This is a genomic window from Streptomyces sp. ADI95-17, assembly GCF_003846175.1.
Lineage (GTDB): Bacteria > Actinomycetota > Actinomycetes > Streptomycetales > Streptomycetaceae > Streptomyces > Streptomyces sanglieri.
This window is the reverse complement of sequence record NZ_ML123044.1, coordinates 1,352,848-1,377,739: the sequence shown is the minus strand read 5'-3', so window position 1 is coordinate 1,377,739 and position 24,892 is coordinate 1,352,848. Positions and strand designations below refer to the sequence as shown.

21 protein-coding genes are annotated in these 24,892 nt (G+C 70.4%); 15 read left to right on the top strand and 6 right to left on the bottom strand.

Annotation, left to right across the window (positions count from 1 at the left end; translation table 11 throughout):
- The 8 genes from nuoH to recQ all read left to right on the top strand — a co-directional run bounded on the left by nuoH (window position 1) and on the right by recQ (window position 10,386).
- Entirely contained in the window at window positions 1-1,338 is a 1,338-nt protein-coding gene (gene nuoH, locus EES42_RS06140; protein WP_241196293.1) for an NADH-quinone oxidoreductase subunit NuoH, read from the top strand.
- Entirely contained in the window at window positions 1,331-1,996 is a 666-nt protein-coding gene (gene nuoI, locus EES42_RS06135) for an NADH-quinone oxidoreductase subunit NuoI (protein WP_124717012.1), read from the top strand. Before nuoH ends, nuoI begins: the two co-directional genes overlap by 8 nt.
- Window positions 1,993-2,820, top strand: a complete 828-nt coding sequence (locus tag EES42_RS06130; RefSeq protein WP_124717011.1) for an NADH-quinone oxidoreductase subunit J — start codon at window positions 1,993-1,995, stop codon at window positions 2,818-2,820. The genes nuoI and EES42_RS06130 overlap by 4 nt, the downstream gene beginning before the upstream one ends.
- Window positions 2,817-3,116, top strand: a complete 300-nt coding sequence (gene nuoK, locus EES42_RS06125) for an NADH-quinone oxidoreductase subunit NuoK (protein WP_093543641.1) — start codon at window positions 2,817-2,819, stop codon at window positions 3,114-3,116. Before EES42_RS06130 ends, nuoK begins: the two co-directional genes overlap by 4 nt.
- Before the next feature lie 14 nt (window positions 3,117-3,130).
- Entirely contained in the window at window positions 3,131-5,026 is a 1,896-nt protein-coding gene (gene nuoL / locus EES42_RS06120) for an NADH-quinone oxidoreductase subunit L (protein WP_124717010.1), read from the top strand.
- A 5-nt stretch (window positions 5,027-5,031) separates the two neighbouring features.
- Complete coding sequence (locus EES42_RS06115; protein ID WP_124717009.1) at window positions 5,032-6,603, top strand: NADH-quinone oxidoreductase subunit M; 1,572 nt, start codon at window positions 5,032-5,034, stop codon at window positions 6,601-6,603.
- Window positions 6,600-8,264, top strand: coding sequence for an NADH-quinone oxidoreductase subunit NuoN (nuoN, locus tag EES42_RS06110; protein ID WP_206433376.1), 1,665 nt, complete (start codon window positions 6,600-6,602; stop codon window positions 8,262-8,264). The genes EES42_RS06115 and nuoN overlap by 4 nt, the downstream gene beginning before the upstream one ends.
- A gap of 160 nt (window positions 8,265-8,424) precedes the next feature.
- Window positions 8,425-10,386 (top strand): DNA helicase RecQ, encoded by a 1,962-nt coding sequence (gene recQ, locus EES42_RS06105; RefSeq protein ID WP_124717434.1) that lies wholly within the window; start codon window positions 8,425-8,427, stop codon window positions 10,384-10,386.
- 30 nt (window positions 10,387-10,416) lie between these two features.
- Here the strand turns inward: recQ and EES42_RS06100 are convergent, their stop codons facing one another.
- From EES42_RS06100 to EES42_RS06080, 5 genes are all read right to left on the bottom strand, one after another.
- Window positions 10,417-11,031 carry a Uma2 family endonuclease gene (locus EES42_RS06100; protein WP_124717433.1) on the bottom strand — a complete coding sequence of 205 codons (615 nt, stop codon included), beginning with the start codon at window positions 11,029-11,031 and terminating at the stop codon, window positions 10,417-10,419.
- Window positions 11,032-11,140: 109 nt separating this feature from the next.
- Window positions 11,141-11,827, bottom strand: a complete 687-nt coding sequence (locus EES42_RS06095) for a GOLPH3/VPS74 family protein (protein WP_124717008.1) — start codon at window positions 11,825-11,827, stop codon at window positions 11,141-11,143.
- The gene (fahA, locus tag EES42_RS06090; RefSeq protein WP_124717007.1) at window positions 11,824-13,053 is read right to left on the bottom strand and encodes a fumarylacetoacetase; all 1,230 of its coding nucleotides are present in this window, start codon (window positions 13,051-13,053) and stop codon (window positions 11,824-11,826) included. The genes EES42_RS06095 and fahA overlap by 4 nt, the downstream gene beginning before the upstream one ends.
- A gap of 148 nt (window positions 13,054-13,201) precedes the next feature.
- A complete protein-coding gene (locus EES42_RS06085) occupies window positions 13,202-15,196 on the bottom strand; it encodes a CocE/NonD family hydrolase (RefSeq protein ID WP_124717006.1) in 1,995 nt (664 codons plus the stop codon).
- A 9-nt stretch (window positions 15,197-15,205) separates the two neighbouring features.
- Window positions 15,206-16,705, bottom strand: a complete 1,500-nt coding sequence (locus EES42_RS06080; protein WP_124717005.1) for a peptide MFS transporter — start codon at window positions 16,703-16,705, stop codon at window positions 15,206-15,208.
- Window positions 16,706-16,861: 156 nt separating this feature from the next.
- Here EES42_RS06080 and EES42_RS06075 point away from each other — a divergent pair, with 156 nt between their 5' ends.
- The 6 genes from EES42_RS06075 to EES42_RS06050 all read left to right on the top strand — a co-directional run bounded on the left by EES42_RS06075 (window position 16,862) and on the right by EES42_RS06050 (window position 22,673).
- Window positions 16,862-17,872: a polyprenyl synthetase family protein gene (locus EES42_RS06075; RefSeq protein ID WP_124717004.1), complete on the top strand. Its 1,011-nt coding sequence runs from the start codon at window positions 16,862-16,864 to the stop codon at window positions 17,870-17,872.
- 216 nt (window positions 17,873-18,088) lie between these two features.
- Window positions 18,089-19,381 carry a LolA family protein gene (locus tag EES42_RS06070; RefSeq protein WP_124717003.1) on the top strand — a complete coding sequence of 431 codons (1,293 nt, stop codon included), beginning with the start codon at window positions 18,089-18,091 and terminating at the stop codon, window positions 19,379-19,381.
- A gap of 130 nt (window positions 19,382-19,511) precedes the next feature.
- Complete coding sequence (locus tag EES42_RS06065) at window positions 19,512-20,501, top strand: ABC transporter ATP-binding protein (protein ID WP_124717002.1); 990 nt, start codon at window positions 19,512-19,514, stop codon at window positions 20,499-20,501.
- Window positions 20,488-21,375: an ABC transporter permease gene (locus tag EES42_RS06060; protein WP_124717001.1), complete on the top strand. Its 888-nt coding sequence runs from the start codon at window positions 20,488-20,490 to the stop codon at window positions 21,373-21,375. Before EES42_RS06065 ends, EES42_RS06060 begins: the two co-directional genes overlap by 14 nt.
- 216 nt (window positions 21,376-21,591) lie before the next feature.
- Complete coding sequence (locus EES42_RS06055; protein WP_124717000.1) at window positions 21,592-22,185, top strand: TetR/AcrR family transcriptional regulator; 594 nt, start codon at window positions 21,592-21,594, stop codon at window positions 22,183-22,185.
- Between the two features lie 41 nt (window positions 22,186-22,226).
- A complete protein-coding gene (locus tag EES42_RS06050; RefSeq protein WP_124716999.1) occupies window positions 22,227-22,673 on the top strand; it encodes a hypothetical protein in 447 nt (148 codons plus the stop codon).
- Here EES42_RS06050 and EES42_RS06045 read toward each other — a convergent pair.
- Complete coding sequence (locus tag EES42_RS06045) at window positions 22,652-23,512, bottom strand: HAD family hydrolase (RefSeq protein WP_124716998.1); 861 nt, start codon at window positions 23,510-23,512, stop codon at window positions 22,652-22,654. The genes EES42_RS06050 and EES42_RS06045 overlap by 22 nt on opposite strands.
- A gap of 448 nt (window positions 23,513-23,960) precedes the next feature.
- Between EES42_RS06045 and EES42_RS06040 the strand changes: the two genes are divergently transcribed.
- The gene (locus EES42_RS06040) at window positions 23,961-24,884 is read left to right on the top strand and encodes a nitroreductase/quinone reductase family protein (protein ID WP_124716997.1); all 924 of its coding nucleotides are present in this window, start codon (window positions 23,961-23,963) and stop codon (window positions 24,882-24,884) included.
- Window positions 24,885-24,892: the final 8 nt, after the last annotated feature.

The following is a 24,892-nucleotide window of genomic DNA, read 5'->3' as shown; positions in this document are numbered from 1 at the left end:
ATGTTCGGCACCGACCCGTGGTGGCTCGTCGTCATCAAGGCGGTGTTCTGCTTCGCGTTCCTGATGGTGACCGTGCTCTTCTCCATCGTGTGGGAGCGCAAGGTCGTCGCCTGGATGCAGCTGCGCATCGGCCCCAACCGGCACGGTCCCTGGGGCATGCTCCAGTCGCTCGCCGACGGCATCAAGCTGATGCTGAAGGAGGACCTCGTCGTCAAGCGGGCCGACAAGGTCGTGTACGTGCTCGCGCCGATCGTCGCGGCCATCCCGGCCTTCATGGCGATCGCCGTGATCCCGTTCGGCCCGTCCGGCAACGAGGTCTCGATCTTCGGCCACCGCACCACGATGCAGCTCACCGACCTGCCGATCGCGATGCTCTACATCCTCGCGGTCGCCTCGGTCGGGATCTACGGCATCGTGCTGGCCGGCTGGTCGTCCGGATCGACGTACCCGCTCCTGGGCGGTCTGCGCTCCTGCGCGCAGATGATCAGCTACGAGATCGCCATGGGCGCCGCGTTCGCCTCGGTCTTCCTCTACTCCGGGTCGATGTCGACCTCGAAGATCGTGGAGGCGCAGCAGGACCGCTGGTTCATCCTGCTGCTGCCGGTCTCGTTCATCATCTACATCGTCACGATGGTCGGCGAGACCAACCGCGCCCCGTTCGACATGCCGGAGTCCGAGGGCGACCTGGTCGGCGGCTTCAACACCGAGTACTCCTCGATCAAGTTCGCGATGTTCATGCTCGCCGAGTACGTCAACATGGTCACCGTCTCCGCGGTCGCCACGACCCTGTTCCTGGGCGGCTGGCGGGCCCCGTGGCCGATCAGCACCTTCTGGGAGGGCGCGAACCACGGCTGGTGGCCGATGCTCTGGTTCGTCGTCAAGGTCCAGCTGCTGCTGTTCTTCTTCATCTGGCTGCGCGGCACGCTGCCCCGGGTCCGCTACGACCAGCTGATGAAGCTCGGCTGGAAGGTCCTGATCCCGGTCTCCGTGGTCTGGCTGATGCTGGTCGCGACGGTGCGGGCGCTGCGCAACGAGGGCTACGACTTCTCGAAGATCGTGCTGTACGTGGCCGGGGCCGTGATCGCGATCCTGCTGATCTCCTTCGTCGTCGACATCTTCCGCGACAAGAAGGGCCGGGCTGCCGAGGCGGAGGCCGGACCGGAGCCGGCGTTCGACCCGATGGCGGGCGGATTCCCGGTGCCGCCGCTGCCCGGACAGACCCTGCCGCCGGTGCCGCGCCGCAGGCCGCGGGGCGAGCGGGAGCTCGTTGTCAGTGGCGGGCCGGATACTCAGAGTGACGGAAATTCGAGTGACGGAAAGGAGGCTGACGGTGTCTGAGTCACCAGAGTCCTCGGGGACTTCGGGAGCCTCGGGGTCCTCGGGGTCCTCGGAGGAGAAGTTCCAGAACCCCGTCGCCGGCTTCGGCGTGACCTTCAAGGCCATGTTCAAGAAGCGGCTGACCGAGCAGTATCCGGAAACGCCGAAGGTGACGGCGCCGCGCTTCCACGGCCGGCACCAGCTCAACCGTCACCCGGACGGTCTGGAGAAGTGCATCGGCTGCGAGCTGTGCGCCTGGGCCTGCCCGGCGGACGCGATCTACGTCGAGGGCGCGGACAACACCGAGGAGGAGCGCTACTCCCCGGGTGAGCGCTACGGCCGCGTCTACCAGATCAACTACGCGCGCTGCATTCTCTGCGGACTGTGCATCGAGGCCTGCCCGACCCGGGCGCTGACGATGACCAATGAGTTCGAGCTCGCCAACACCACCCGCGAGAGCCTCATCTACACCAAGGACGAGCTGCTCGCGGGCCTGGAGGAGGGCATGGTCGACACCCCGCACGCGATCTTCCCCGGGATGGACGAACAGGACTACTACCGGGGCCTCGTCACCGAGGCGGCGCCCGGTACGGAGCCCCAGGTCGCCGTCTCCAAGGGCGAGAAGCCGGCCGACGGGCACAGCGAGAACAACGGCTCGGCGCAGGAGGTGGGCGCATGACCGGCCTGGCCGCCGCGGCCTCCCAGACCTCGACCGGCGAGGCCGTCCAGTTCTGGCTGCTCGGCATCGTCGCCGTGATCGGCGCACTGTCCACCGTGCTGATGAAGAAGGCCGTGCACAGCGCGCTGAGCCTCGCCGGGACCATGATCGTCCTGGCGGTGTTCTACCTCGCCAACGGCGCCTATTTCCTGGGCATCGTCCAGATCGTCGTCTACACCGGCGCGATCATGATGCTGTTCCTCTTCGTGGTCATGCTCGTCGGTGTCACCGCGGCCGACTCGCTGAAGGAGACCCTGAAGGGCCAGCGCTGGCTGGCCGCGGGCTGCGGGCTCGGCTTCGGCGTCCTCCTGATCGCCGGCATCGGCAACGCCTCGCTCAACAGCTTCAACGGGCTCGGCACCGCAAACACCGAGCACGGCGGAAACGTGGAGGGGCTGGCCAGCCTCATCTTCACCAAGTACGTCTTCGCCTTCGAGATCACCGGTGCCCTGCTGATCACGGCGACGGTCGGCGCGATGGTGCTCACCCACCGGGAGCGCACCGAACGGGCCAAGAACCAGCGGGAGATGTCCGAGGAGCGCGTACGCGGCAAGCAGCTTCCGCCGCTGCCCGCCCCCGGTGTCTACGCCCGGCACAACGCCGTGGACATCCCGGGTCTGCTCCCGGACGGCACGCCTTCCGAGCTCACCGTCATGCAGACGCTGCGCAACCGCGGCCAGATCCGCGACGTCTCGAACGAGTCGCTGGACCAGCTCAAGGCGCTGGAGCAGCGCTCCGGGGAACGGCTCGGCCGTGACAACGAAGAAGAGGAGGTCGCCAAGTGAATCCGGTCAACTACCTCTATCTCGCAGCCCTGCTGTTCACCATCGGTGCGGCCGGGGTGCTGATCCGGCGGAACGCGATCGTGGTGTTCATGTGCGTGGAGCTGATGCTCAACGCCTGCAACCTCGCGTTCGTGACCTTCTCCCGGATGCACGGCAATCTCGACGGCCAGATCATCGCCTTCTTCACGATGGTCGTCGCCGCCGCCGAGGTCGTGGTCGGGCTCGCGATCATCGTGTCGGTGTTCCGTTCCCGCCACTCGGCCTCGGTCGACGACGCCAGCCTGATGAAGCTGTAAGGGGACGTTGAATCGTGGAGAACCTGATCGCGCTGCTCGTCGCGGCGCCCCTGCTCGGAGCGGCGGTCCTGCTCTGCGGCGGCCGACGGCTGGACCGCGCCGGACACTGGATCGGCACCCTGCTCGCCGCCGCGTCGTTCGTCGTCGGCGTCGTGCTCTTCCTCGACATGCTGGGGAAGGGCGCGGAGGACCGGGCGCTGCACCAGAAGCTGTTCAGCTGGATCCCGGTCGAGGGCTTCCAGGCCGATGTGGCCTTCCAGCTCGACCAGTTGTCGATGACGTTCGTGCTGCTGATCACCGGTGTGGGCACCCTGATCCACATCTACTCGATCGGCTACATGGAGCACGACGAGCGCCGGCGCCGCTTCTTCGGCTATCTGAACCTGTTCCTCGCGGCGATGCTGATCCTGGTCATCGCCGACAACTACCTGCTGCTGTACGTCGGGTGGGAGGGCGTCGGTCTGGCGTCGTACCTGCTCATCGGCTTCTGGCAGCACAAGCCCAGCGCGGCCACGGCCGCCAAGAAGGCGTTCCTGGTCAACCGCGTCGGCGACATGGGTCTGTCGATCGCGATCATGCTGATGTTCACCACCTTCGGCACCTTCGCCTTCGGCCCCGTCCTCGAAGCGACGGGGGAGACCGGCGAGGGCAAGCTGACGGCGATCGGCCTGATGCTGCTGCTCGCGGCCTGCGGCAAGTCGGCCCAGGTGCCGCTGCAGTCCTGGCTCGGTGACGCGATGGAGGGCCCGACCCCGGTCTCGGCCCTCATCCACGCCGCGACCATGGTGACCGCGGGCGTCTACCTCATCGTCCGGTCCGGCGCGATCTTCAACGCCGCGCCGGACGCGCAACTGGTCGTCGTGGTCGTCGGAGCGGTCACGCTGCTCTTCGGTGCGATCGTCGGTTGCGCGAAGGACGACATCAAGAAGGCCCTCGCCGGCTCGACGATGTCGCAGATCGGCTACATGATCCTGGCCGCCGGGCTCGGCCCGATCGGCTACGTCTTCGCGATCATGCACCTGGTGACCCACGGCTTCTTCAAGGCCGGGCTCTTCCTCGGCGCCGGTTCGGTCATGCACGGCATGAACGACGAGGTCGACATGCGGAAGTTCGGCGGCCTGCGGAAGTACATGCCGGTCACCTTCATCACCTTCGGCCTCGGCTATCTGGCGATCATCGGCTTCCCCGGTCTGTCCGGCTTCTTCTCCAAGGACAAGATCATCGAGGCGGCCTTCGCCAAGGGCGGCACCGAGGGCTGGATCCTCGGTTCGGTGGCCCTGCTGGGCGCCGCGATCACCGCGTTCTACATGACGCGCGTGATGCTGCTGACGTTCTTCGGCGAGAAGCGCTGGCAGCCCGACGCGGAGGGCCACGAGCCGCATCCGCACGAGTCCCCGAAGTCGATGACCATCCCCATGATCGTCCTGGCGTTCGGTTCGGTCTTCGCCGGAGGCTTCTTCTCCATCGGCGACCGCTTCCTCAACTGGCTGGAGCCGGTCACCGGCCACAGCCACGGACACGCCCCGGTCAGCGCCACGACGGTCACCGCCGCCACCATGGTGGTGCTCGTCATCGGCGTCGCCATCGCCTGGGCGATGTACGGACGCAAGCCCGTGCCCGTCGTCGCCCCGCGCGGCTCGCTGCTCACCCGGGCCGCCCGCCGCGATCTCCTCCAGGACGACTTCAACCACGTGGTCCTGGTCCGCGGCGGCGAGCACCTCACCCGCTCCCTGGTGTACGTCGACCACACCCTGGTCGACGGCGTCGTCAACGGCACGGCGGCCTCGATGGGCGGGCTCTCCGGTCGGCTGCGCAAGCTGCAGAACGGCTACGCCCGCTCCTACGCGGTCTCGATGTTCGGCGGTACGGCGGTCCTCATCGCCGCGACCCTGCTGATGAGGGCGGTCTGATCACCATGTCCTTTCCCCTCCTGACAGCGACGGCGGCGCTCCCGGCGATCGGCGCGGTCGCCACCGCCGCCGTCCCGGCCGCCCGGCGCACCACCGCCAAATGGCTGGCGCTGGTCTTCTCGCTCGCCACCCTCGTCCTGGCGGGCATCGCGCTCGCCCGCTTCGAGCCCGGCGGCGACCGCTACCAGCTCACCGAATCGCACGCCTGGATCAAGGACTTCGGCGTCCGGTACGAACTGGGCGTGGACGGCATCGGGGTGGCGCTCATGGCGCTCACCGCCCTGCTGATCCCCTTCGTCATCCTGGCCGGCTGGCACGACGCCGACCCCCTGGAGACGAAGTCCTCGCGCTGGCGCCCGACCCAGGGCTTCTTCGCCCTGATCCTGATGGTCGAAGCGATGGTGATCCTCTCCTTCGAGGCCACCGACGTCTTCCTCTTCTACATCCTCTTCGAAGCCATGCTCATCCCGATGTACTTCCTCATCGGCGGCTTCGGGGACCGGGCGCACACCGGCAGCGACGAGAACGCGGCGGCGCAGCGCTCCTACGCCGCGGTGAAGTTCCTGCTCTACAACCTGGTCGGCGGGCTCATCATGCTGGCCGCCGTGATCGGGCTCTACGTGGTCGCGGGGACGTTCTCGCTCTCCGAGATCGCCGAGGCCCGCGCCAACGGCTCGCTCTCCATGGCGACCGGCACCGAGCGCTGGCTGTTCCTCGGGTTCTTCTTCGCCTTCGCGGTGAAGGCCCCGCTGTGGCCGCTGCACACCTGGCTGCCCAACGCGATGGGCGAGGCGACCTCCCCGGTCGCCGTCCTGATCACCGCGGTCGTCGACAAGGTCGGCACCTTCGCGATGCTCCGCTTCTGCCTCCAGCTCTTCCCGGAGGCCAGCAAGTGGGCGACGCCGGTGATCATCGTCCTGGCGCTGATCAGCATCGTGTACGGGGCGCTGCTCGCCGTCGGCCAGCGAGACATCAAGCGCCTGATCGCCTACGCGTCGATCTCGCACTTCGGCTTCATCATCCTGGGCATCTTCGCGATGACCAGCCAGGGCCAGTCCGGTGCCACGCTCTACATGGTCAACCACGGGATCTCGACCGCCGCGCTGATGCTGGTGGCGGGCTTCCTGATCACCCGGCGCGGTTCGCGGCTCATCGCCGACTACGGCGGGGTGCAGAAGGTGGCGCCGATCCTGGCCGGCACCTTCCTGATCGGCGGTCTGGCCACCCTGTCGCTGCCCGGACTCGCCCCGTTCGTCAGTGAGTTCCTGGTCCTGGTCGGCGCGTTCAGCGCGTACCCGGCGGCGGGCATCATCGCCACGACCGGCATCGTGCTCGCCGCGCTCTACGTCCTCGTCCTCTACCAGCGGACGATGACCGGCCCGGTGAAGGCCGAGGTCCAGGGCATGGCGGACCTCAAGGTCCGGGAGCTGGCGGTGGTCCTGCCGCTGATCGCGCTGCTGCTCTTCCTGGGTGTCTATCCGAAGCCGCTGACGGAGATCGTCAACCCGGCGGTGCAGCACACCATGTCGGACGTCCAGAAGAAGGACCCCCAGCCTGAGGTGGAGGCCGCCAAGTGAGCGCAACAGCTGTCCACAGCTTGTGGACAATGGCGGGCGGGGTGACATCGGCCGCCCCGGTCGAGAAGTTCAAGGCCCCGGTCATCGAGTACACCCAGCTGGCCCCGGTCCTCATCGTGATCGGTGTCGCCGTCGTGGGCGTACTCGTCGAGGCCTTCGTGCCGCGCCGGGCCCGGTATTACACGCAGGTCTTCCTCACGGTCGTCGCCCTGGCCGCCGCGTTCGCCGCGGTCGTCGGACTGGCGGCCGGCGGATACGGCACGACGAAGGCGCACATCGCCGCGATGGGCGCCGTCGCGATCGACGGGCCGACGCTCTTCCTTCAGGGCACCATCCTGCTGACCTCACTGGTCGCCGTCTTCACCTTCGCCGAGCGGCGGCTCGACCCCGCCGCACACGGCAACCACGTCGACTCCTTCGCCGCCCAGGCCGCCTCGGTCCCCGGCAGCGACAGCGAGAAGGCCGCGGTCAAGGCCGGCTTCACCACCACCGAGGTCTTCCCGCTGGTCCTCTTCTCGGTGGCCGGCATGCTGGTGTTCCCCGCGGCCAACGATCTGCTGACGCTCTTCGTGGCCCTGGAGGTCTTCTCCCTCCCGCTCTACCTCCTGTGCGCCGTCGCCCGCCGCAAGCGGCTGATGTCGCAGGAGGCTGCGGTGAAGTACTTCCTGCTCGGCGCCTTCTCCTCGGCGTTCCTGCTCTTCGGGATCGCCCTGCTCTACGGGTACGCGGGCTCCGTCTCGTACGCGGCCATCGCCGACGTGGTCGACGGCGCCGTCACCAAGATCGACCCCGCGCTCGCCGACACCATGGGCAACGACGCGCTGCTCCTGATCGGCGGCGCGATGATCCTGACCGGGCTGCTCTTCAAGGTCGGCGCCGTCCCGTTCCACATGTGGACCCCGGACGTCTACCAGGGCGCCCCGACCCCGGTCACCGGCTTCATGGCCGCGGCCACCAAGGTCGCCGCGTTCGGCGCGCTGCTGCGCCTGCTGTACGTGGTGCTGCCGGGCCTCGCCTGGGACTGGCGTCCGGTCATGTGGGCCGTCGCGATCGTCACGATGCTGGGCGGGGCGATCGTCGCCATCACCCAGACCGACATCAAGCGGCTGCTGGCCTACTCCTCGATCGCCCACGCCGGATTCATCCTCGCCGGTGTGATCGCGACGACCCCGGACGGCATCTCGTCGGTCCTCTTCTACCTGGGCGCGTACTCCTTCGTGACGGTCGGCGCGTTCGCCGTCGTCACCCTGGTGCGGGACGCGGGCGGCGAGGCGACGCACCTGTCGAAGTGGGCCGGGCTCGGCCGGCGCTCGCCGCTGGTCGCCGCGGTCTTCGCGGTGTTCCTGCTGGCCTTCGCCGGTATCCCGCTCACCTCCGGGTTCTCCGGGAAGTTCGCCGTGTTCAAGGCGGCGGCGGACGGCGGCGCGGGCGGACTGGTCGTGGTCGGTGTGATCTCCTCGGCGATCGCCGCGTTCTTCTACATCCGGGTCATCGTGCTGATGTTCTTCAGCGAGCCGAAGGCGGACGGCCCCACGGTCGCCGTCCCGTCCCCGCTGACGATGACGACGATCGCGGTGGGTGTCGCGGTCACGCTGGTGCTGGGCCTGGCCCCGCAGTACTTCCTGGACCTGGCGAGCCAGGCGGGAGTCTTCGTGAGGTAGCGCACCGACGCACAGCAGCGACCGCCGCCGGACGGGCTTGAGAAGTCAAGCCCGTCCGGCGTTGTCGTACGCGGCGCCTATCGTGGCAGGGGACGGCGGCAACACGGACCAGAGCGGGACGGACCCGGGGGACAGAGCGATGGGCACGACGGGCGGGACCATGGATGTGACCGAGAGCGACGCACGGCGGACGCTGCACAAGGTATTCGGGTACGACGCGTTCCGCGGCGAGCAGGAAGCGATCGTCGACCATGTGGTGGCCGGCGGCGACGCCGTCGTGCTCATGCCGACCGGCGGTGGCAAGTCCATCTGCTACCAGATCCCCGCCCTGGTCAGAGCGGGTACGGGCATCGTCGTCTCGCCCCTGATCGCCCTGATGCAGGACCAGGTGGACGCACTGCGGGCGCTCGGCGTGCGGGCCGGCTTCATCAACTCCACGCAGGACTTCGACGAGCGCCGCTCGATGGAGGCCCAGTTCGTCGCCGGTGAGCTCGACCTGCTCTACCTGGCCCCGGAGCGGCTCCGCCTGGACTCCACGCTCGCGCTGCTCTCGCGCGCAGAGATCTCCGTCTTCGCGATCGACGAGGCGCACTGTGTCGCCCAGTGGGGTCACGACTTCCGCCCGGACTACCTGACCCTCTCCGTCCTCGGCGAGCGCTGGCCCGACGTGCCGCGCATCGCCCTGACGGCGACCGCGACCGACGCCACGCACCAGGAGATCACCCAGCGTCTGGGCATGCCCGACGCCAAGCACTTCGTCGCCAGCTTCGACCGGCCCAACATCCAGTACCGGATCGTGCCGAAGGCCGACCCGAAGAAGCAGCTGCTTTCCTTCCTCAAGGACGAGCACCCCGGGGACGCGGGCATCGTCTACTGCCTCTCGCGCAATTCGACGGAGAAGACCGCCGAGTACCTCTGCCGCAACGGCATCGAGGCCGTCCCGTACCACGCGGGGCTCGACGCGGGCACGCGCGCCGTCCACCAGTCCCGGTTCCTGCGCGAGGAGGGCCTGGTCGTCGTCGCGACCATCGCCTTCGGCATGGGCATCGACAAGCCCGACGTACGCTTCGTCGCCCACCTCGACCTGCCGAAGTCCGTCGAGGGCTACTACCAGGAGACCGGCCGCGCCGGCCGTGACGGGCAGCCGTCCACGGCCTGGATGGCGTACGGACTCCAGGACGTCGTCCAGCAGCGCAAGATGATCCAGGGCGGCGAGGGCGACGAGGCGTTCCGCCGCCGCGCCGCCTCCCACCTGGACTCGATGCTCGCCCTGTGCGAGACGGTGCGCTGCCGCCGCGCCCAGCTCCTGACGTACTTCGGCCAGGAGCCCACCACGGCGGACTGCGGCAACTGTGACACCTGCCTCACCCCGCCCGAGAGCTGGGACGGCACGGTGGTCGCGCAGAAGCTGCTGTCGACCGTGGTGCGGCTGAAGCGGGAGCGCGGGCAGAAGTTCGGCGCGGGCCAGATCATCGACATCCTGCTCGGCCGCAAGACGGCCAAGGTCATCCAGTTCGACCACGACCAGCTCTCGGTCTTCGGTATCGGCGAGGAGCTGGCCGAGGCCGAATGGCGGGGCGTCGTACGGCAGCTGCTTGCCCAGGGGCTGATCGCGGTCGAGGGCGAGTACGGCACGCTGGTGCTCACCGAGGAGAGCGGCTCCGTGCTCGGCCGGCAGCGCGAGGTGCTGCTGCGCAAGGAGGCACCGAAGCCCGCGTCGCGTGCCACGAAGGCCGAACGCAAGTCGAAGTCGCAGGCCGCCGTCGCCGAGCTGACCCCCGAGGCCGTCCCGGTCTTCGAGGCGCTGCGGGCCTGGCGGGGTGCCCAGGCGAAGGAGCAGGGCGTCCCCGCGTACGTCATCTTCCACGACGCGACCCTGCGCGAGATCGCCACGGTGCGGCCGGACTCGGTGTCCGGGCTGGGCGGGATCAGCGGCCTGGGCGAGAAGAAGCTGGTGACGTACGGGGAGGGGGTGCTGGAGGTGCTGGCGGCGTTCGGCGACACCCCGGCGGCCCCGAAAACCCCGGAGGCGGCCGCCCCGGCCCCGGCTCCGGCCGACCCGCCGGCCCCCGAAGCCGACCCCGAGTTCGGCTGGGACGAGGAGCCGCCCGAGTACGAGTGAGCGCGGGGCCGGGCGGCGCTGCGGACCGGTCTACTCCGGGGCCGGGTCCGCCGCCCGGCGGCGAGCGGTGATCGCGGTGAGGTCGAGATCGACGGGGAAGGGGACGGAGACCTTCATCCGGTCGTGGAAGATGCCGGTGGAGGTGTAGGCCCCGGTCGACGGCTCCAGCTCGAAGACGTAGACCACCGCCCGGCCGTCGTGGTTCTCCACCCGCCAGTAGTGCGGGATCTTCGCCCGCGCGTACTTCACGGGCTTGGTCTCCCGGTCCCGGGTCAGGGATTCCGGGGAGACGACCTCGATGGCCAGCTGTACGGACTCGGCGGGGAAGCGGGTCTGGTTCGGGTCCTGGATGATCTCGCCGTCCACGACGATCACATCGGGCTCGGGCCGGTTGTAGCGGTCGATGTCGATGGTGAACTCGCGCACGACTTCGAATTCGTGCGGCACCAGCGACTGCAGCTGCCAATTGAAGAAATCGACCGTTCGCAGGTGGAAGAGGGTCTGCGGACTCACGAAAACAAGGCTCCCGTCGATCAGCTCCGTGTGCGGAGGCAGATTCGGGAGTGTGTCCAGGTCATCGGCGGTCCAGCCGCCCACGGGCGGAACCGCCCACCGCGGCTCGGGGGCCTCGGGTTCGACGCTCATCAGTGCTCCCATGACGCAGAGTCTCGTGGGACTTTCCAGCGTATCCGCCGGGAACGGGAGAGGGCTCCCCCGAACGTGTGAACGCCCGTGCGAAGCTGACCCGCCCCCCTCAGTCGCCCCCGGAGCTCCCGCCGCCGCTGCTGTATCTCATCCTGCGGTTGCGGTTGGCCCGGTCCTGGCGGACGTTCCGGTGCACCGCTTCCGCGGTCCACTCCTCGGTCACCAGGTTGTACATCGCCCAACGCTGCCGCAGGCCGCCCCGGGCGACCGCGCCCGACAGGCCGACCGCCGAGACCAGGGCGGCCAGGGTCCGGCCGCGCGGGTCCGGGAAGCCGGCGGCCTCGGCGGCCGTGAAGCGGTCGCGGACGGCGAGCGACAGGGCCGGGTCCGCCGCCGGGTGCCGGTGGTACGGCAGCAGGCCGAGGAAGCGGTGGGTCTCCCTGCGCAGGACCGAGCGGCGCACCAGGTGTTCCAGGCACAGTTCCTGGACGTACCGGCCGGTCTGCCGGACCCACCGCCGGGTGTCGGTGTCGCCCGCGGGCCCGCCCGTGCCCGGGGCCGACAGGCTCTCCAGGACGTGGGCGAGCAGCGGGTCCGGGGGAGCGAGCGGGTTCAGCACCCGTATCCGGCCGCCCTGACCGGTGACCCGGCCCTGGAACTCCAGCTCCCACAGGACCGCGCCCGCCGTCCCGTACTCCAGGGAACGGCCGGCGCAGTACGGCTTGCCGCGCAGCGGGTCCAGCGCGAGCAGCAGCAGTTCCTCGGGGAGCGTGAGTTCGAGGGCGGGCGGGGTCATGACGCGGGCACGATCTGCCCGGTGACCTCGCCGAGGCCGACCCGGGTGCCGTCCGGCCCCGGCGCCCAGGCGGTCATCGTCACCGTGTCGCCGTCCTCCAGGAAGGTGCGCTTGCCGTCCGGGAGGTCCAGCGGGTCACGGCCGTTCCAGGTCAGCTCCAGGAGGGAGCCGCGCTGTCCGGGCTCGGCGCCGCTGACCGTGCCGGAGCCGAACAGATCGCCGGTGCGCAGCGAAGCGCCGTTCACCGTCATCTGGGCCAGCATCTGGGCCGCCGTCCAGTACATGGTGGCGAACGGCGGCTCGGCGACCACCTGCCCGTTGATCGCGACGGAGATCCGCAGGTCGAGGCCGCCGTCCTCGTCCTCGTCGGCGTCCTCCAGATAGGGGAGCAGCGGGAAGTCGCGGGCCGGGGGCGCGATGCGGGCCGACTCCAGGGCCTCCAGCGGCGTCACCCAGGCCGATACGGAGGTGGCGAAGGACTTGCCGAGGAACGGGCCGAGCGGCACGTACTCCCAGGCCTGGATGTCCCGCGCCGACCAGTCGTTGAGCAGGCAGAGCCCGAAGACGTGGTCGCGGAAGTCGGTGAGCGGGACCGGGCGGCCCTGCTCGGAGCCCACGCCGACGACGAAGCCGACCTCGGCCTCGATGTCCAGCTTCACGGAGGGGCCGAAGACGGGGGCCGCGTCGGCCGGTGCCTTGCGCTGGCCGGACGGGCGCACCACGCCCGTGCCCGAGACCACGACGGTGCCGGACCGGCCGTGGTAACCGATCGGGAGGTGCTTCCAGTTGGGCGTCAGCGCCTCGGCGTTCGGCCGGAAGATCTGCCCGACGTTGGTGGCGTGGTTCTCGCTCGCGTAGAAGTCGACGTAGTCCGCGACCGCGTACGGAAGATGGAGCGTCACGGCATCGACGGGGTGCAGCAGGGGCTCGACGTCCGCGCGGTGGGCCGGGACCGTCACCCACGCGGTCAGCGCCCGCCGGACGTCCCGCCAGGCGGTCCGGCCGGCCGACAGCAGCGCGGTGAGGTCCGGCTGCGCGAGGAGCTGCGCGTAGGGCGAACCGAGCGCGTGCGCCGCGGCTCCGGCGTCCAGTACGTGGTCGCCGATGCGGACGCCGACCCGGCGGTCCTCGGGGTGATCGGGGGTGGAGAACACTCCGTAGGGAAGGTTGTGCGGACCGAAGGGGTCGCCCTCGGCCAGATCGAGCGGGCTGCTCTGCTCGGGCATGTGTTGCTGCCTCGCTTTCCAGGTCGCTTGGGGGACACGTTACGTCGGCGCCGCCTGCTCGCGGGAGAGCCCCAACTGCCCGTGATGCCCGGAAAGTTCCGCCGTGCCCCGGTGTCCGGGGCACGGCGGTGGGCGGCGGCGGGCGCTGTCAGCCCGCCGTGCGCGGGATCCGCTTCTCCCAGGTGCGGTGGAAGACGACCTCGCCGCCCTCCTTGCAGACCACCTCGTTGGAGGTGATGAAGTCGGTGTCGTCCGCACCGATCTCCGAGCGGGTCTCCACCCGTACGTCCCACGCCATCTCCGGCCGGTGCAGCCGGATCGCCCAGTCGGAGCGGGTGCGTGCGGAGAGCGGGTCGTTCTCCTGGATCGTGTACGTCTCCAGGGCGTCCTCGGTGAACTCAAGGCCGTCCGGGTAGACGCGGGTGCCGCCGTAGCGCGGGTCGACCTCCAGCCGCCATTCGCCCTTGGCGACATCGCGGACCACCAGCCGCTCCGGGCGCTGTTCGTCGAGCGTCACCGGGTACACGACGCCGAGCGGCTCCGACTGCTCCGGCTCCTCGAACCGGATCGCCGGGTCCTCGACGGGCCGGCGCACCGGCAGTTCGACGAGGCTGCCGTCGGCGTCCAGGGTGAAGCCCACCGAACCGGCCTGCGGCCAGATCCACGGCCAGTACGAGGAGGAGATCGCGAGCCTGATCCGGTGGCCGGGCGGGAAGGTGTGCCCGATGCCGTTCAGCTCGAAGGTCACGGCCTCGGTGGCGCCCACCGGCCAGTCCTCCGCGCGGTCGCGGCCGCCCCGGGCCGACAGGTTGAGCGCGCCCCGGGTGACCAGGGTGGATGAGCCGTCCGGTGCGACGTCGCAGAGCCGGGCGATCGCCTGGCCGCGCGGTACGTCCATCCGGATCCGCAGCTTCACCCGGGGGCGGCCCAGGATCTCGATCGGGGCGTCCTCGACCGGGAACTCGAAGCAGACCGACTTGGCGTCCTCGTCGCGCTGGTCGGGCGGCAGGTCGGCGTCGTTGCCGAACGGGAAGAACCGCCCGGCGTCCAGCCCGGTCTGCTGCGGCGAGTCGACGATCTGCGGGCCGCCGCCGAGGGCGTACGCGACCGGCGCGACGTTCGGGGAGGGCCAGCTGTTCTCGCCGACCCAGCGGCCCGGCAGCGTCTCGTACACCGTCGCGGGACGGTGCGACTTGCTGATCCAGGCCCGCAGCAGCGGCTCGGCCATGACCCCGGTGTCCTTGTCCTTCAGGTGCTGGTCCCACCAGCGCAGCGTCTCCTGGAGGAAGCCGATCGACGGCCCCGGCGGCAGCCCGCGGTCCGGGTACTGGTGCGACCAGGGCCCGATCAGCCCGCGCACCTTTCCGGGGCCCAGGTGCTCGACCAGCCGCAGGACGGTGTCGCGGTACGGGTCGTGCCAGCCGCCCACCGCGAGGACGTTCGCCCGGATCGCGGAGTAGTCCTCGCAGACGCTGCCGTGCTTCCAGTAGTCGTCGCGGGTCTGGTGCGCCAGCCAGGTGTGGATGAAGGGGTCCACGGTCTCCAGCCGCTCCAGCCACATGTCCTTCCAGCCGTCGCCGACCTGCGCCGGGTCCGGCGGCCGGGAGACGAAGGCGAGCATGGTGGCCGCCCAGGCGTGCATGTCGACGCCGAGCACCGAGCCGCCCTTGTAGTGGACGTCGTTGTCGTAGCGGTCGTCGGTCGAGCAGACGGTGACGATCGCCTTCAACGGCTCCGGGGCCAGCGCGGCGATCTGGAGCGAGTTGAAGCCGCCCCACGAGATGCCGAACATGCCGACCCGGCCGGAACACCAGGGCTGCTGGGCCAGCCAGTGGATGACGGCGACACCGTCGGCCAGCTCCGTCGCGTCGTACTCGTCACCCGGAAGGCCCTCGCTGTTGCCGTGTCCGCGCACGTCCACCCGGACGGAGGCATAGCCGTGGCCCGCGTACCAGGGGTGGCGCTGCCAGTCCCGCGGCGCCGTCCAGTCGCTCAGCCGGTAGGGCAGGTATTCGAGGAGCGCGGGCACCGGCTCGTCGGTGACGGGCCGCCAGATCCGGGCGTACAGCCGGGTGCCGTCCGGCAGCGGGATGCGGACGTCCTCATGGGTGGTTTCGTACGGGAATGCGGTGCGGATGTGCATGGGGGTACCTCAGTGGACGGGGTGCATGGTGCGCTTGAGCCAGGGTGCGGCGGCGATGACGGCCACACCGGCCACCACCGCGATCGCGCCATTGACACCGAAGTAGGCGGGGTTGGAGACCTCGCCGTACAGCTTCACGACTTGGGCCTGGATGCCGTTGGCGAGGGCCAGCGAGAGGAACCAGAGCGCCATCGTCTGGCTGGCGAACGCCTTCGGGGCGAGCTTGGTGGTCGCGGACATGCCGGAGGTCTCCAGCAGGATGTCGCCGAGACCGAGCAGCAGGTACGAGCCGACGATCCACCAGGCGGCCATCTTGTAGGTGTCGCCGGAGTGCCCGGAGGTCGGCAGCACCATCAGCAGGAAGGACAGCCCGCCGAGGATCACCCCGATCGCGATCTTGTTGGAGGCGTGCGGCTGGCGCGGCCCCATCCGGGCCCAGACGGTGGCGACCACCGGGGCGAGCGCGACCTCGAAGGCGCCGAGCGCGGAGGCGTACCAGCTCGCCGGGAAATGGAAACCGAAGATCTCGGTACGGGCGTTGGTCGACGCGAGCAGCATCATCGTCGAGTACGCCTGGAAGAGGATGAAGTTGAAGACGACGGAGGCCAGGAACAGCACCACGTAGGGGCGCAGCCTGCCGCGCTCCTCCGCGGTCACCTGTGGGCTGCGGAACATCACCGCGAAGTAGACGACCGGTGCGATCACCGAGATCAGGGTGAGCAGGTCGACGAAGCGGTCCATGGTGAGCCAGCCCGCCAGGGCGAGCGCGGTGGCGAGGGCGGCGACCACGACGGCGCCGACGGCGATCAGCCGAATGGCGCGGCGCATGGGTGCAGGTGCCAGGGCGAATTCGGCGCTGTGCTTTCGCCCGGCCAGGTGACGCCGGCCCAGTACGTACTGGATCAGACCGAGCGTCATGCCGAAGGCGGCGGCCGAGAAGCCCCAGTGCCAGCTCGCGTGGTCCCCGAGCCAGCCGGTGACCAGCGGGCCGAGGAACGCCCCGATGTTGATGCCCATGTAATAGAGGGCGAAGCCGGCGTCGCGGCGCTCGTCGTCGGTGCGGTAGAGCTTGCCGACCATGGTCGCCACATTGGGCTTGAGCAGACCGGTTCCGGCGCTGATCAGACCGAGGCCGACCCACGTCATGGTGTCGGTGGGCACCGCCATGGCGTAATGCCCGCAGGCGATGAGGATTCCGCCGTACAGGACGGCGCGGTAGGAGCCGAGGATCCGGTCGGCCAGCCAGCCGCCGGCGACGGAGACCAGGTAGACCAGGGTGCCGTAGGCGGCGGAGACGGAGGCCGCGGTACCCGGCTCCATGCCCATGCCGCCGCGGGCGACGGTGTCGGCGAAGTAGAGGACCAGGATCGCCTGCATGCCGAGGAACGAGAACCGTTCCCAGACCTCCAGGCCGGACAGGGTCATCAGCCCTCGTGGCTGACCGAAAAAGGCATGGTCGTCTTCGGGTGGCGGCTGACTCGGTTCGGTGTCGGTGGCCGTGTGGGACAAAGGGATAACTCCTGATCGTATGAGCTGATCCCGAACATACCGGCGGTGGCGGGAAGGCGCCCACGGTGATCCAAAGGGGACCGGATACGCTGACTTGAGTGATGACAGCGACACATCGACATTCCGTGTGATCGTCAGCAGACAGGAGATCCCCTCGTGACCGTCGTCGAGCCATTCGGGCTGAGCGCGCGGGACCAGGCATTTGAGGCCGATGTCCAGGCCGGGTTGGCTGCTGTCGAGTCCGGGCTGCTCGATGCGACCAAGAGCAGCGTGCCCTTCATCACGGAGGCCGCGCAGCATCTCGTACGCGCCGGGGGCAAGCGATTCCGGCCGCTGTTGGCGATGCTGGCCGCCCAGTTCGGCGACCGGGACGCGCCGGGCGTCGTGCCCGCGGCCGTCGTCGTCGAGCTGACGCATCTCGCGACGCTCTACCACGACGACGTGATGGACGAGGCGGACGTGCGCCGCAGCGTGCCCAGCGCCAACGCGCGCTGGGGCAACTCGGTGGCCGTGCTGACCGGTGACTTCGTCTTCTCCCGTGCCTCGCGCATACTGGCCGACCTCGGCCCGGAGGCCGTACGCATCCAGGCGGAGGCGTTCGAGCGCCTGGTCACCGGCCAGATCCTGGAGACCGCAGGACCGGGCGAGGGCGTCGACCCGGTCGAGCACTACCTGGAGGTGCTGCGCGGCAAGACCGGCTCGCTGGTCGCGGTGGCCTGCCGCTTCGGCGCGATGATGGCCGGCGCCGACGAGTCCGCGGTCGACATCCTCACCCAGTACGGGGAGCGGCTCGGCGTCGCCTTCCAGCTTGCCGACGACGTGCTCGACATCGCCTCCGACTCCCACGAGTCCGGCAAGACCCCGGGCACCGACCTGCGCGAGGGCATCCCGACACTCCCCGTGCTCCACCTGCGGGCGCAGGCGCTGGCCGACGGGAAGCCGGACGACCTGGAGCTCGTCGAACTGCTCGACGGCGACCTCAGCGACGACGCCCGGCACGCCGAGGCGCTGCGCAGGCTGCGCGCCCACCCGGCGCTGGAGCAGGCCAGGCGGGACACCGTCCGCTACGCGGAGGAGGCGCGCGCCACGCTGACACCGCTGCCCGAGGGCTACGCCAAGTCCGCGCTGCGCGAGCTGTGCGATGCGGTGGTGCACCGCGCGGGCTGAGCCCCGTAGTGGCCACCCCTGACGAACGGGGTAGGGCCCGTCCCGCGGTGTCATACCGAAGAGGTACGCGGAGTTGCTCCCGGGGGCTGACGCTTCCGAGCCACCGGTTTGGTCAGATGGAGAACAACCACTCCTGACCAAACCGGGTGAGAATGGCGGCACGGAGTGGACGAGTGCAACCGGACGGAAGCCGCCGACCACGGAGGTAGGGCACAGATGGCACCGAACGACAGCGCAGAGACCAACGGCGGGACCAACGGCGGGACCAGGGGCCCCGCCGCCGGCCGCCGCAAGGCGGCGCGCTACATCGTCCCGGTCGCGGTGGCGGGTGTGGCGGCCGCGACGATCGGGCTCGTCCCGGCGCTCGCGAGCAGCGGCGACCCCGATCTGCCGAAGATCAGCGCACAGAAACTCATCGAGAAGATCGCCGCCTCGGACACCGAGCAGCTCTCCGGCATGGTGAAGATCAGCACGGACCTCGGCATCCCGTCGCTCGGCGGCCTGGCCGAATCCTTCGCCCCGGGCGGCGCGGGCGGCAAGGGCGGCTCCAGCGCCGACCCGCAGGAGCGGATGACGGAGCTGGCGTCCGGCACCCACACCCTCCGGGTGGCCGCCGACGGCCCCGACAAGCAGCGCGTCTCGATCCTCGACGACACGTCCGAGTACAGCCTGATCCACAACGGCGACCAGGTCTGGGCGTACGACAGCAAGTCCGACCAGGCGTACCACGCCACCGAGGACCGGGCGGGCAAGGACGCCGGCCGGGACGCGGGCCGGGACGCCGGGAAGAAGTCCGGGCACCCCGTTCCCGAGGGCGTGCCCACCACCCCGAAGGCACTCGCCGAGCAGGTGCTGAAGGCCGCCGGCCCCACCACGTCGGTGACGGTCGACGGCACCGCGCAGGTCGCCGGACGCGACGCGTACAAGCTGGTCGTCAAGCCGAAGCAGAGCGGCTCCACGATCGGTTCGGTCACGATCGCGGTCGACGCGGCGAACGGTGTGCCGCTGAAGTTCACGATGCTCCCGAGCAGCGGCGGCAAGGCCATCGTCGACGCCGGGTTCACCAAGGTCGACTTCTCGAAGCCGGACGCCTCCTCGTTCACGTTCACCCCGCCCAAGGGCACCGAGGTGACCGAGGCCGACGACGCGAAGGCGGAGCACAAGGCCGGCAAGGGCCTCGGCGACCTGATCCCGGGCGCCGACGCCGCGCAGCTGGGCGCCGGCGGGAAGGGCGCCGGGAACACGAAGATCATCGGCGAGGGCTGGAGCACGATCGCCGAGATCACCACCCCGGGCGGCACCGGAATCCCGTCGAAGGCGTCGGGTGACGTCCCGGCCGAGGCCCAGCAGTTCCTGGACGCACTGGGCGACAAGGTCACCGGAAAGTTCGGCTCGGGCACGGTCTTCAAGACCCGTGTGGTCAATGCTCTGATGACGGACGACGGCAAGGTGTACGTCGGCGCGGTAACGAAGGACGCGCTGGTCAAGGCGGCGAACAGCGCCTCCTGACACCGGGGCGCGCCGCGCTTTCCCGCACCGCCGAGCCGCCCCGCCGTACGCTCCGTACGGCGGGGCGGTCCGCCGACGGGCCCGGCCCCGGTCCGCCGGACGGGCCCTGTCCGACCCATGGGGAGTACGCATGACAGAGTCCGGGACCGTGACCGGGCCGCGGGCGGTCACCGAACCCGAGCCCGGGGCCGTGATCGAGACACGGGGCCTCACCAAGCGGTACCGCGGCGGCCAGCTCGCCGTCGACGGCCTCGACCTCAGCGTCCCCGGCGGCAGCATCTTCGGCTTCCTCGGCCCCAACGGCTCGGGCAAGACCACCACCATCCGGATGCTGATGGGCCTGATCGATCCGACGTCCGGCACCGCCCGACTCCTGGGCCACCCCGTGCCGGCCGCCGCCCGCACCGTGCTCCCGCAGGTCGGCGCGCTGATCGAGGGCCCCGCGCTGTACGGGTTCCTGAGCGGCCGGGACAATCTGCTGCGGTACGACTCCGCCGACCCGACCGCCGATCCGCGCACCCGCCGGGCCCGGGTGGGGCAGGCGCTGGACCGGGTCGGGCTGGCCGCGGCGGCCGGCAAGAAGGCCAGGGCGTACTCGCTGGGCATGAAGCAGCGCCTCGGTCTCGCCGCCGCCCTGCTCCAGCCGCGCCGGCTGCTCGTACTCGACGAACCGACCAACGGCCTGGACCCGCAGGGCATGCGGGAGATCCGCACCCTGGTCAGGGAACTGGCGGCGGACGGCACCACCGTCTTCCTCTCCTCGCACCTCCTCGACGAGATCGAGCAGGTCTGCACGCACGCCGCGGTGATGGCCGGGGGCCGGCTGATCGTCCAGGGCCCGGTCGCGGAACTGGCGGCGGGCGCCCGCGGCCGGCTGGCCGTCACCACCCCCGACCCCGGCGACGCCGCCCGGGTCCTCAAGGAACTGGGCGTCACCGGAATCACGGCCGACGGCGACCGGGTGAGCGCCGAGGCCCCGCCCGGCGACGTCGAACTCGCCGACCTCAGCGCGGCGCTGGTGCACGCCGGCGTACGCCTGAGGTCCTTCGGCGTCGAACGTGCCTCGCTGGAGGACGCCTTTGTCGCACTCACCGGAGAGGGTTTCGATGTCGCAGGCTGAAGCCGCAGTCGCCGGGGCGGGAAGGGCGACGAGCCCGCTGTGGACCTTCGGGATCCTCCGCTCCGAACTGACCACCATGCTGCGCCGCTGGCGCACCCTCGCGCTGCTCGGCGTGCTGGCCGCCGTGCCCGTACTCATCGGCATCGCGGTGCGGATCGAGACGGGCGACGGCTCCTCGCCCGGACCGGGCGGCGGCGGGGGAGGCCCGGCGTTCCTCTCCCAGGTCACCAACAACGGACTCTTCCTGGTCTTCGCCGCCCTCGCGGTGACGCTCCCGGTCTTCCTGCCGATGGCCGTCGGTGTCGTCGCGGGCGATTCCGTCGCCGGCGAGGCGAACGCGGGCACCCTGCGCTATCTGCTGGTCGCCCCGGCCGGACGGACCAGGCTGCTGCTGACGAAGTACGCCTCGGTGCTGCTGTTCTGTCTGGTGGCGACCCTGGTCGTGGCGCTGTCCGCGCTCGTCGTGGGTCTGCTGCTCTTCCCGGCCGGTGAGGTCACCACCATCTCCGGAACGCGGATCGGCTTCGGCGAGGGGCTGCTGCGGGCCGGGCTGATCGCGGTGGTCGTCGCGGCGTCGCTGACCGGGTTCGCGGCGATCGGCCTGTTCGTCTCGACCCTCACCGGCAGCGGCATCGCGGCCATGGCGGCGACCGTCGGGCTGCTGATCACCGTACAGATCGTGGACGGCATCCCGCAGTTGAGCGCGATGCACCCGTATCTCTTCCCGCACTACTGGATGTCGTACGCGGACCTGCTGCGCGCCCCCGTCTACTGGGACGAAGTGGTGAAGAACCTGGGGCTTCAGGGCCTGTACGCGGCGGTGTTCGGCTCGGCGGCCTGGGCCCGGTTCACCACGAAGGACATCACCGACTGAAGCGGGGAAGCCCCGGTGCACGGGGTGCAACGCCCGCCCGCGCCGTCGGCCGGGCGAGCCGTCCCCCGATCGGCTCGTCGCGGCACGAACGGCACGGAACGGTGCGAATTGACGGAACGACACGACACGGCACGTTCCGTTTCCGCCTGGGTATTGTTCGACCTCTGGCGACAGGCTGTCAACAAGGGCCGGTTCGAACACGCCTATGCTCACCGAATGATCACATCGCCGAGTTCACTGCGCCGCAGCGAGAGATCACGGAGAGCGACCCTGGAGGCCGCTCTCGCACTGTGCACGGAGAAGGGGTACGGCCGCGTCACCATCGAGGCCATCGCGGCCAGAGCGGGCGTCAGCAAGAAGACGATCTACCGCTGGTGGCCGTCGAAGGGCGCGGTGATCCTCGAAGCGTTCACCGACGCGCTGGTCGGCACGACGCCGTTCGCCGACACCGGTGACATCGCCGCCGATCTGCGGGCCAATCTGAGCGGCGCGGTGAAGCTCATCTCCACGCCGCCGTTCGGCCCCGCGTACGCCGGGATCCTCTCCGAGATGCACCACGACGACGCACTCGCACAAGCCGTCCGGGCCAAGCTGGTCGACCCCCGCTGCGACGAGGCGGTCGCCCGCCTGCGCCGGGCCCAGGAGCAGGGGCAGATCCCGCCGGACGCGAATCTTCCGCTGGCCGTGGAGATGCTGTACGGCCCGATGTACTACCGCCATGTCCTGCGCAAGCCGATCCAGGACGAGGAGGAGATCGCGGCCCTGGTCACGCATGTGCTGCGGGCGATCGGAGTGCCGCCGGAGCCGTGAGGCCGGAGCGGCTGTCAGAGGGGCGTGCGAGCATGCGGTACATGGGAAACCTGTACGACTACTTCAGCGCACCGGACGACCCCGCGGCCCTGGCGGCCTTCGCCCAGGGCGTCGAGGAGGCCGGCCTCCCGCTGCTCCCGGTCAAGGGGATCGACCCGTACGTGCAGTTGGGCCAGGCCGAGAGCATGCTCACCGGCACGCCGTACGACGACGTCACCTCGCTCCCGCGCTTCAACCGGCTGCTCAGCTCGCCCGACGACGAATCCCGCTGGCTGGTCACGCTCACCGACGAGCTGCGCGACGCGCTCGTGGCCGAGATACCCGGCGGGTTCGCCGAGGTGGCCGAAACCTGGTCGCGCATCGAGGAGTTCGGCGGCGACTGCCCGCCCGGCGACCTGGCCGGCTTCCTCGCGCGCCTGGCGGACCTGGCCGAGGAGGCGCGGGCCCGCCCCGAGCCGCACCGGCTCTACTGCCTGATGTCGCTCTGAACGGCCTGCCGCCGTACGGAGCGGCCCGGTCCGGCCCCGAACACCCGCTCAAGCACCGCCGCGACCCCGTCGTCCTCGTTCGACGTCGTCACCTCGTCCGCCGCCGCCCGTAGCTCCGGGTGGGCGTTGGCCATGGCCACGCCGTACCCGGCGGCGCGGAACATCGGCAGGTCGTTGGGCATGTCCCCGAAGGCGATCGCGGAGTCCGCGGCCACCCCGAGGTACTCGGCGGCCAGTGCGAGACCGGTCCCCTTGTCGACGCCGTACGGCTGGAGTTCGACCGTGCCGGGGCCGGAGAGCGTGACGGTGGCGAGATCGCCGACGGCCCCGCGGGCCGCCTCGGCCAGCGCGTCGTCGGTCAGCTCCGGGTGCCGGACGAGCACCTTGACGACGGGCTCGGCCCACAACTCGTGCCGGTACCGGGTCCGTTGGGCGGGCAGCGTCGGATGGGGCATCGCATAGCCCGGCTCGATCAGGGTCCGGCCCTCGGCCCCGTCCTGGTCCACGGCCGCGAAGACCGGCCCCACCTGGGCCTCGATCTTGCCGAGCGCGGTGTCGGCCGCCTCCCGGTCCAGGGTGAGCGCCCGCACCAGCCGCCCGGACCCGGCGTCGTACAACTGGGTCCCCTGCCCGCACACCGCCGGCCCCCGGTAGCCCAGTCCGGCGAGCAGCCCGCGTATCCCGGGGACGGGCCGCCCGGTGACCACGAGATGCAGGGCCCCGGCGCGGGCGGCCAGGGCGAGCGCGGCGCGGGTGCGGGGGCTCACGGTGTCGTCGCGGCGCAGCAGGGTGCCGTCCAGGTCGGTGGCGACGAGGGCATATGCGGGTGGGATGGGCATGGCACCAGACTAGGACCGGCCGGCAATCGGGGGCGGCGTCGCGGGGCTGGGTGCGCGCATCTGCCGCGTTGTCGTCAATCACCATGGCTCCGCCATGCCTCAATCCTCCGCCTTGCAGCTGCACGCACCCAGCCCCGCTCCTTTTCCCACCCCCCGATCGTCGGCCGGTCCTAGCGTCCGCAGTGCGGACGGACGCGCGTTGACAGGCGCCCGCCGGGGTGCGTGTAATGAACCCGGTGTCGCGTGACGCCGGCCAAAGAGCAGTGGGCCGGCCGGTGCTCGGGCGAACACCCTTCACCGAGGGGCCCGTCATGAGTTCACACTCCGCGCCCTGCATCTGACGCAGCCGCGACCACCAGTCGCACTCCTCCACTCCGCATGCCCCGGCACCGTGCACCGTCATGGGCCCGCGCATCGCGCTCACCCGTTCCCACGGAGACACAGACGCATGCCCACACCTTTCAATGAATCCGTCATCGAGGAGTTCCGCGCCAACGGCGGGAAGGTCGGCGGCCCCTTCGAGGGCGGCGACCTCCTCCTGCTGACCACCACCGGCGCGAGGTCGGGGAAGGAGACCACGACACCGCTCGGCTACGTACGCCACGGCGACGCGCTGCTGGTCATCGGATCCAGCCTCGGCGCCCCGCACCACCCCGCCTGGTACCACAACCTGCTCGCCCACCCCGTGGTCCGGGTGGAGCTCGGCACCCGTACGTTCCAGGCCCTCGCGGTCCCCGCTCAGGGGGCGCGGCGCGAGGCACTGTTCGCGCACGCCGTGGAGGCGGCACCCGGTTACGCCGACTACCAGGCCCGTACCTCCCGGCTCCTCCCGGTCGTGGTGCTGGAGCGCGCCGAGCCGGAGGGCTGGGAGCCGCCCCGCGACGTCAGCACCCTCGCGGACAAGGTGATGGAGGTCCACACCTGGCTGCGGGGCCAGTTGCGCCAGGTGAAGGCGGAGGTGGACGCCCACTTCGCCGCGAGGGCCGCCCACCGGGGCCCCGGCGCCCCGCCCCCTCCGGGCCTCGGGCTCCAGATCAGGCAGCGCTGCCTGGCGTTCTGCCAGTCGCTGGAGTTCCACCACACCAGCGAGGACGACCATCTGTTCCCCGGCATCGCCCGGTACCACCCGCACCTGACGGACACCTTCGCCCGGCTCGCCGAGGAACACCGCACGGTCGCCCGCATCCAGGGCGAGCTGGTGGCCCTGCTGGCGGACATGGGCAGCACCGACCCCGAGCGCTTCCGCGTCGAGCTGGACAGGATGTCCACGGAGCTGAACGCACACCTCGACCACGAGGAGGAACAGATCCTGCCGCTGCTGGCCGGTGTCCCCTGGCCACCGGCGACCGACCGGACCGCCCCGACCGACTGAAAGGCTGT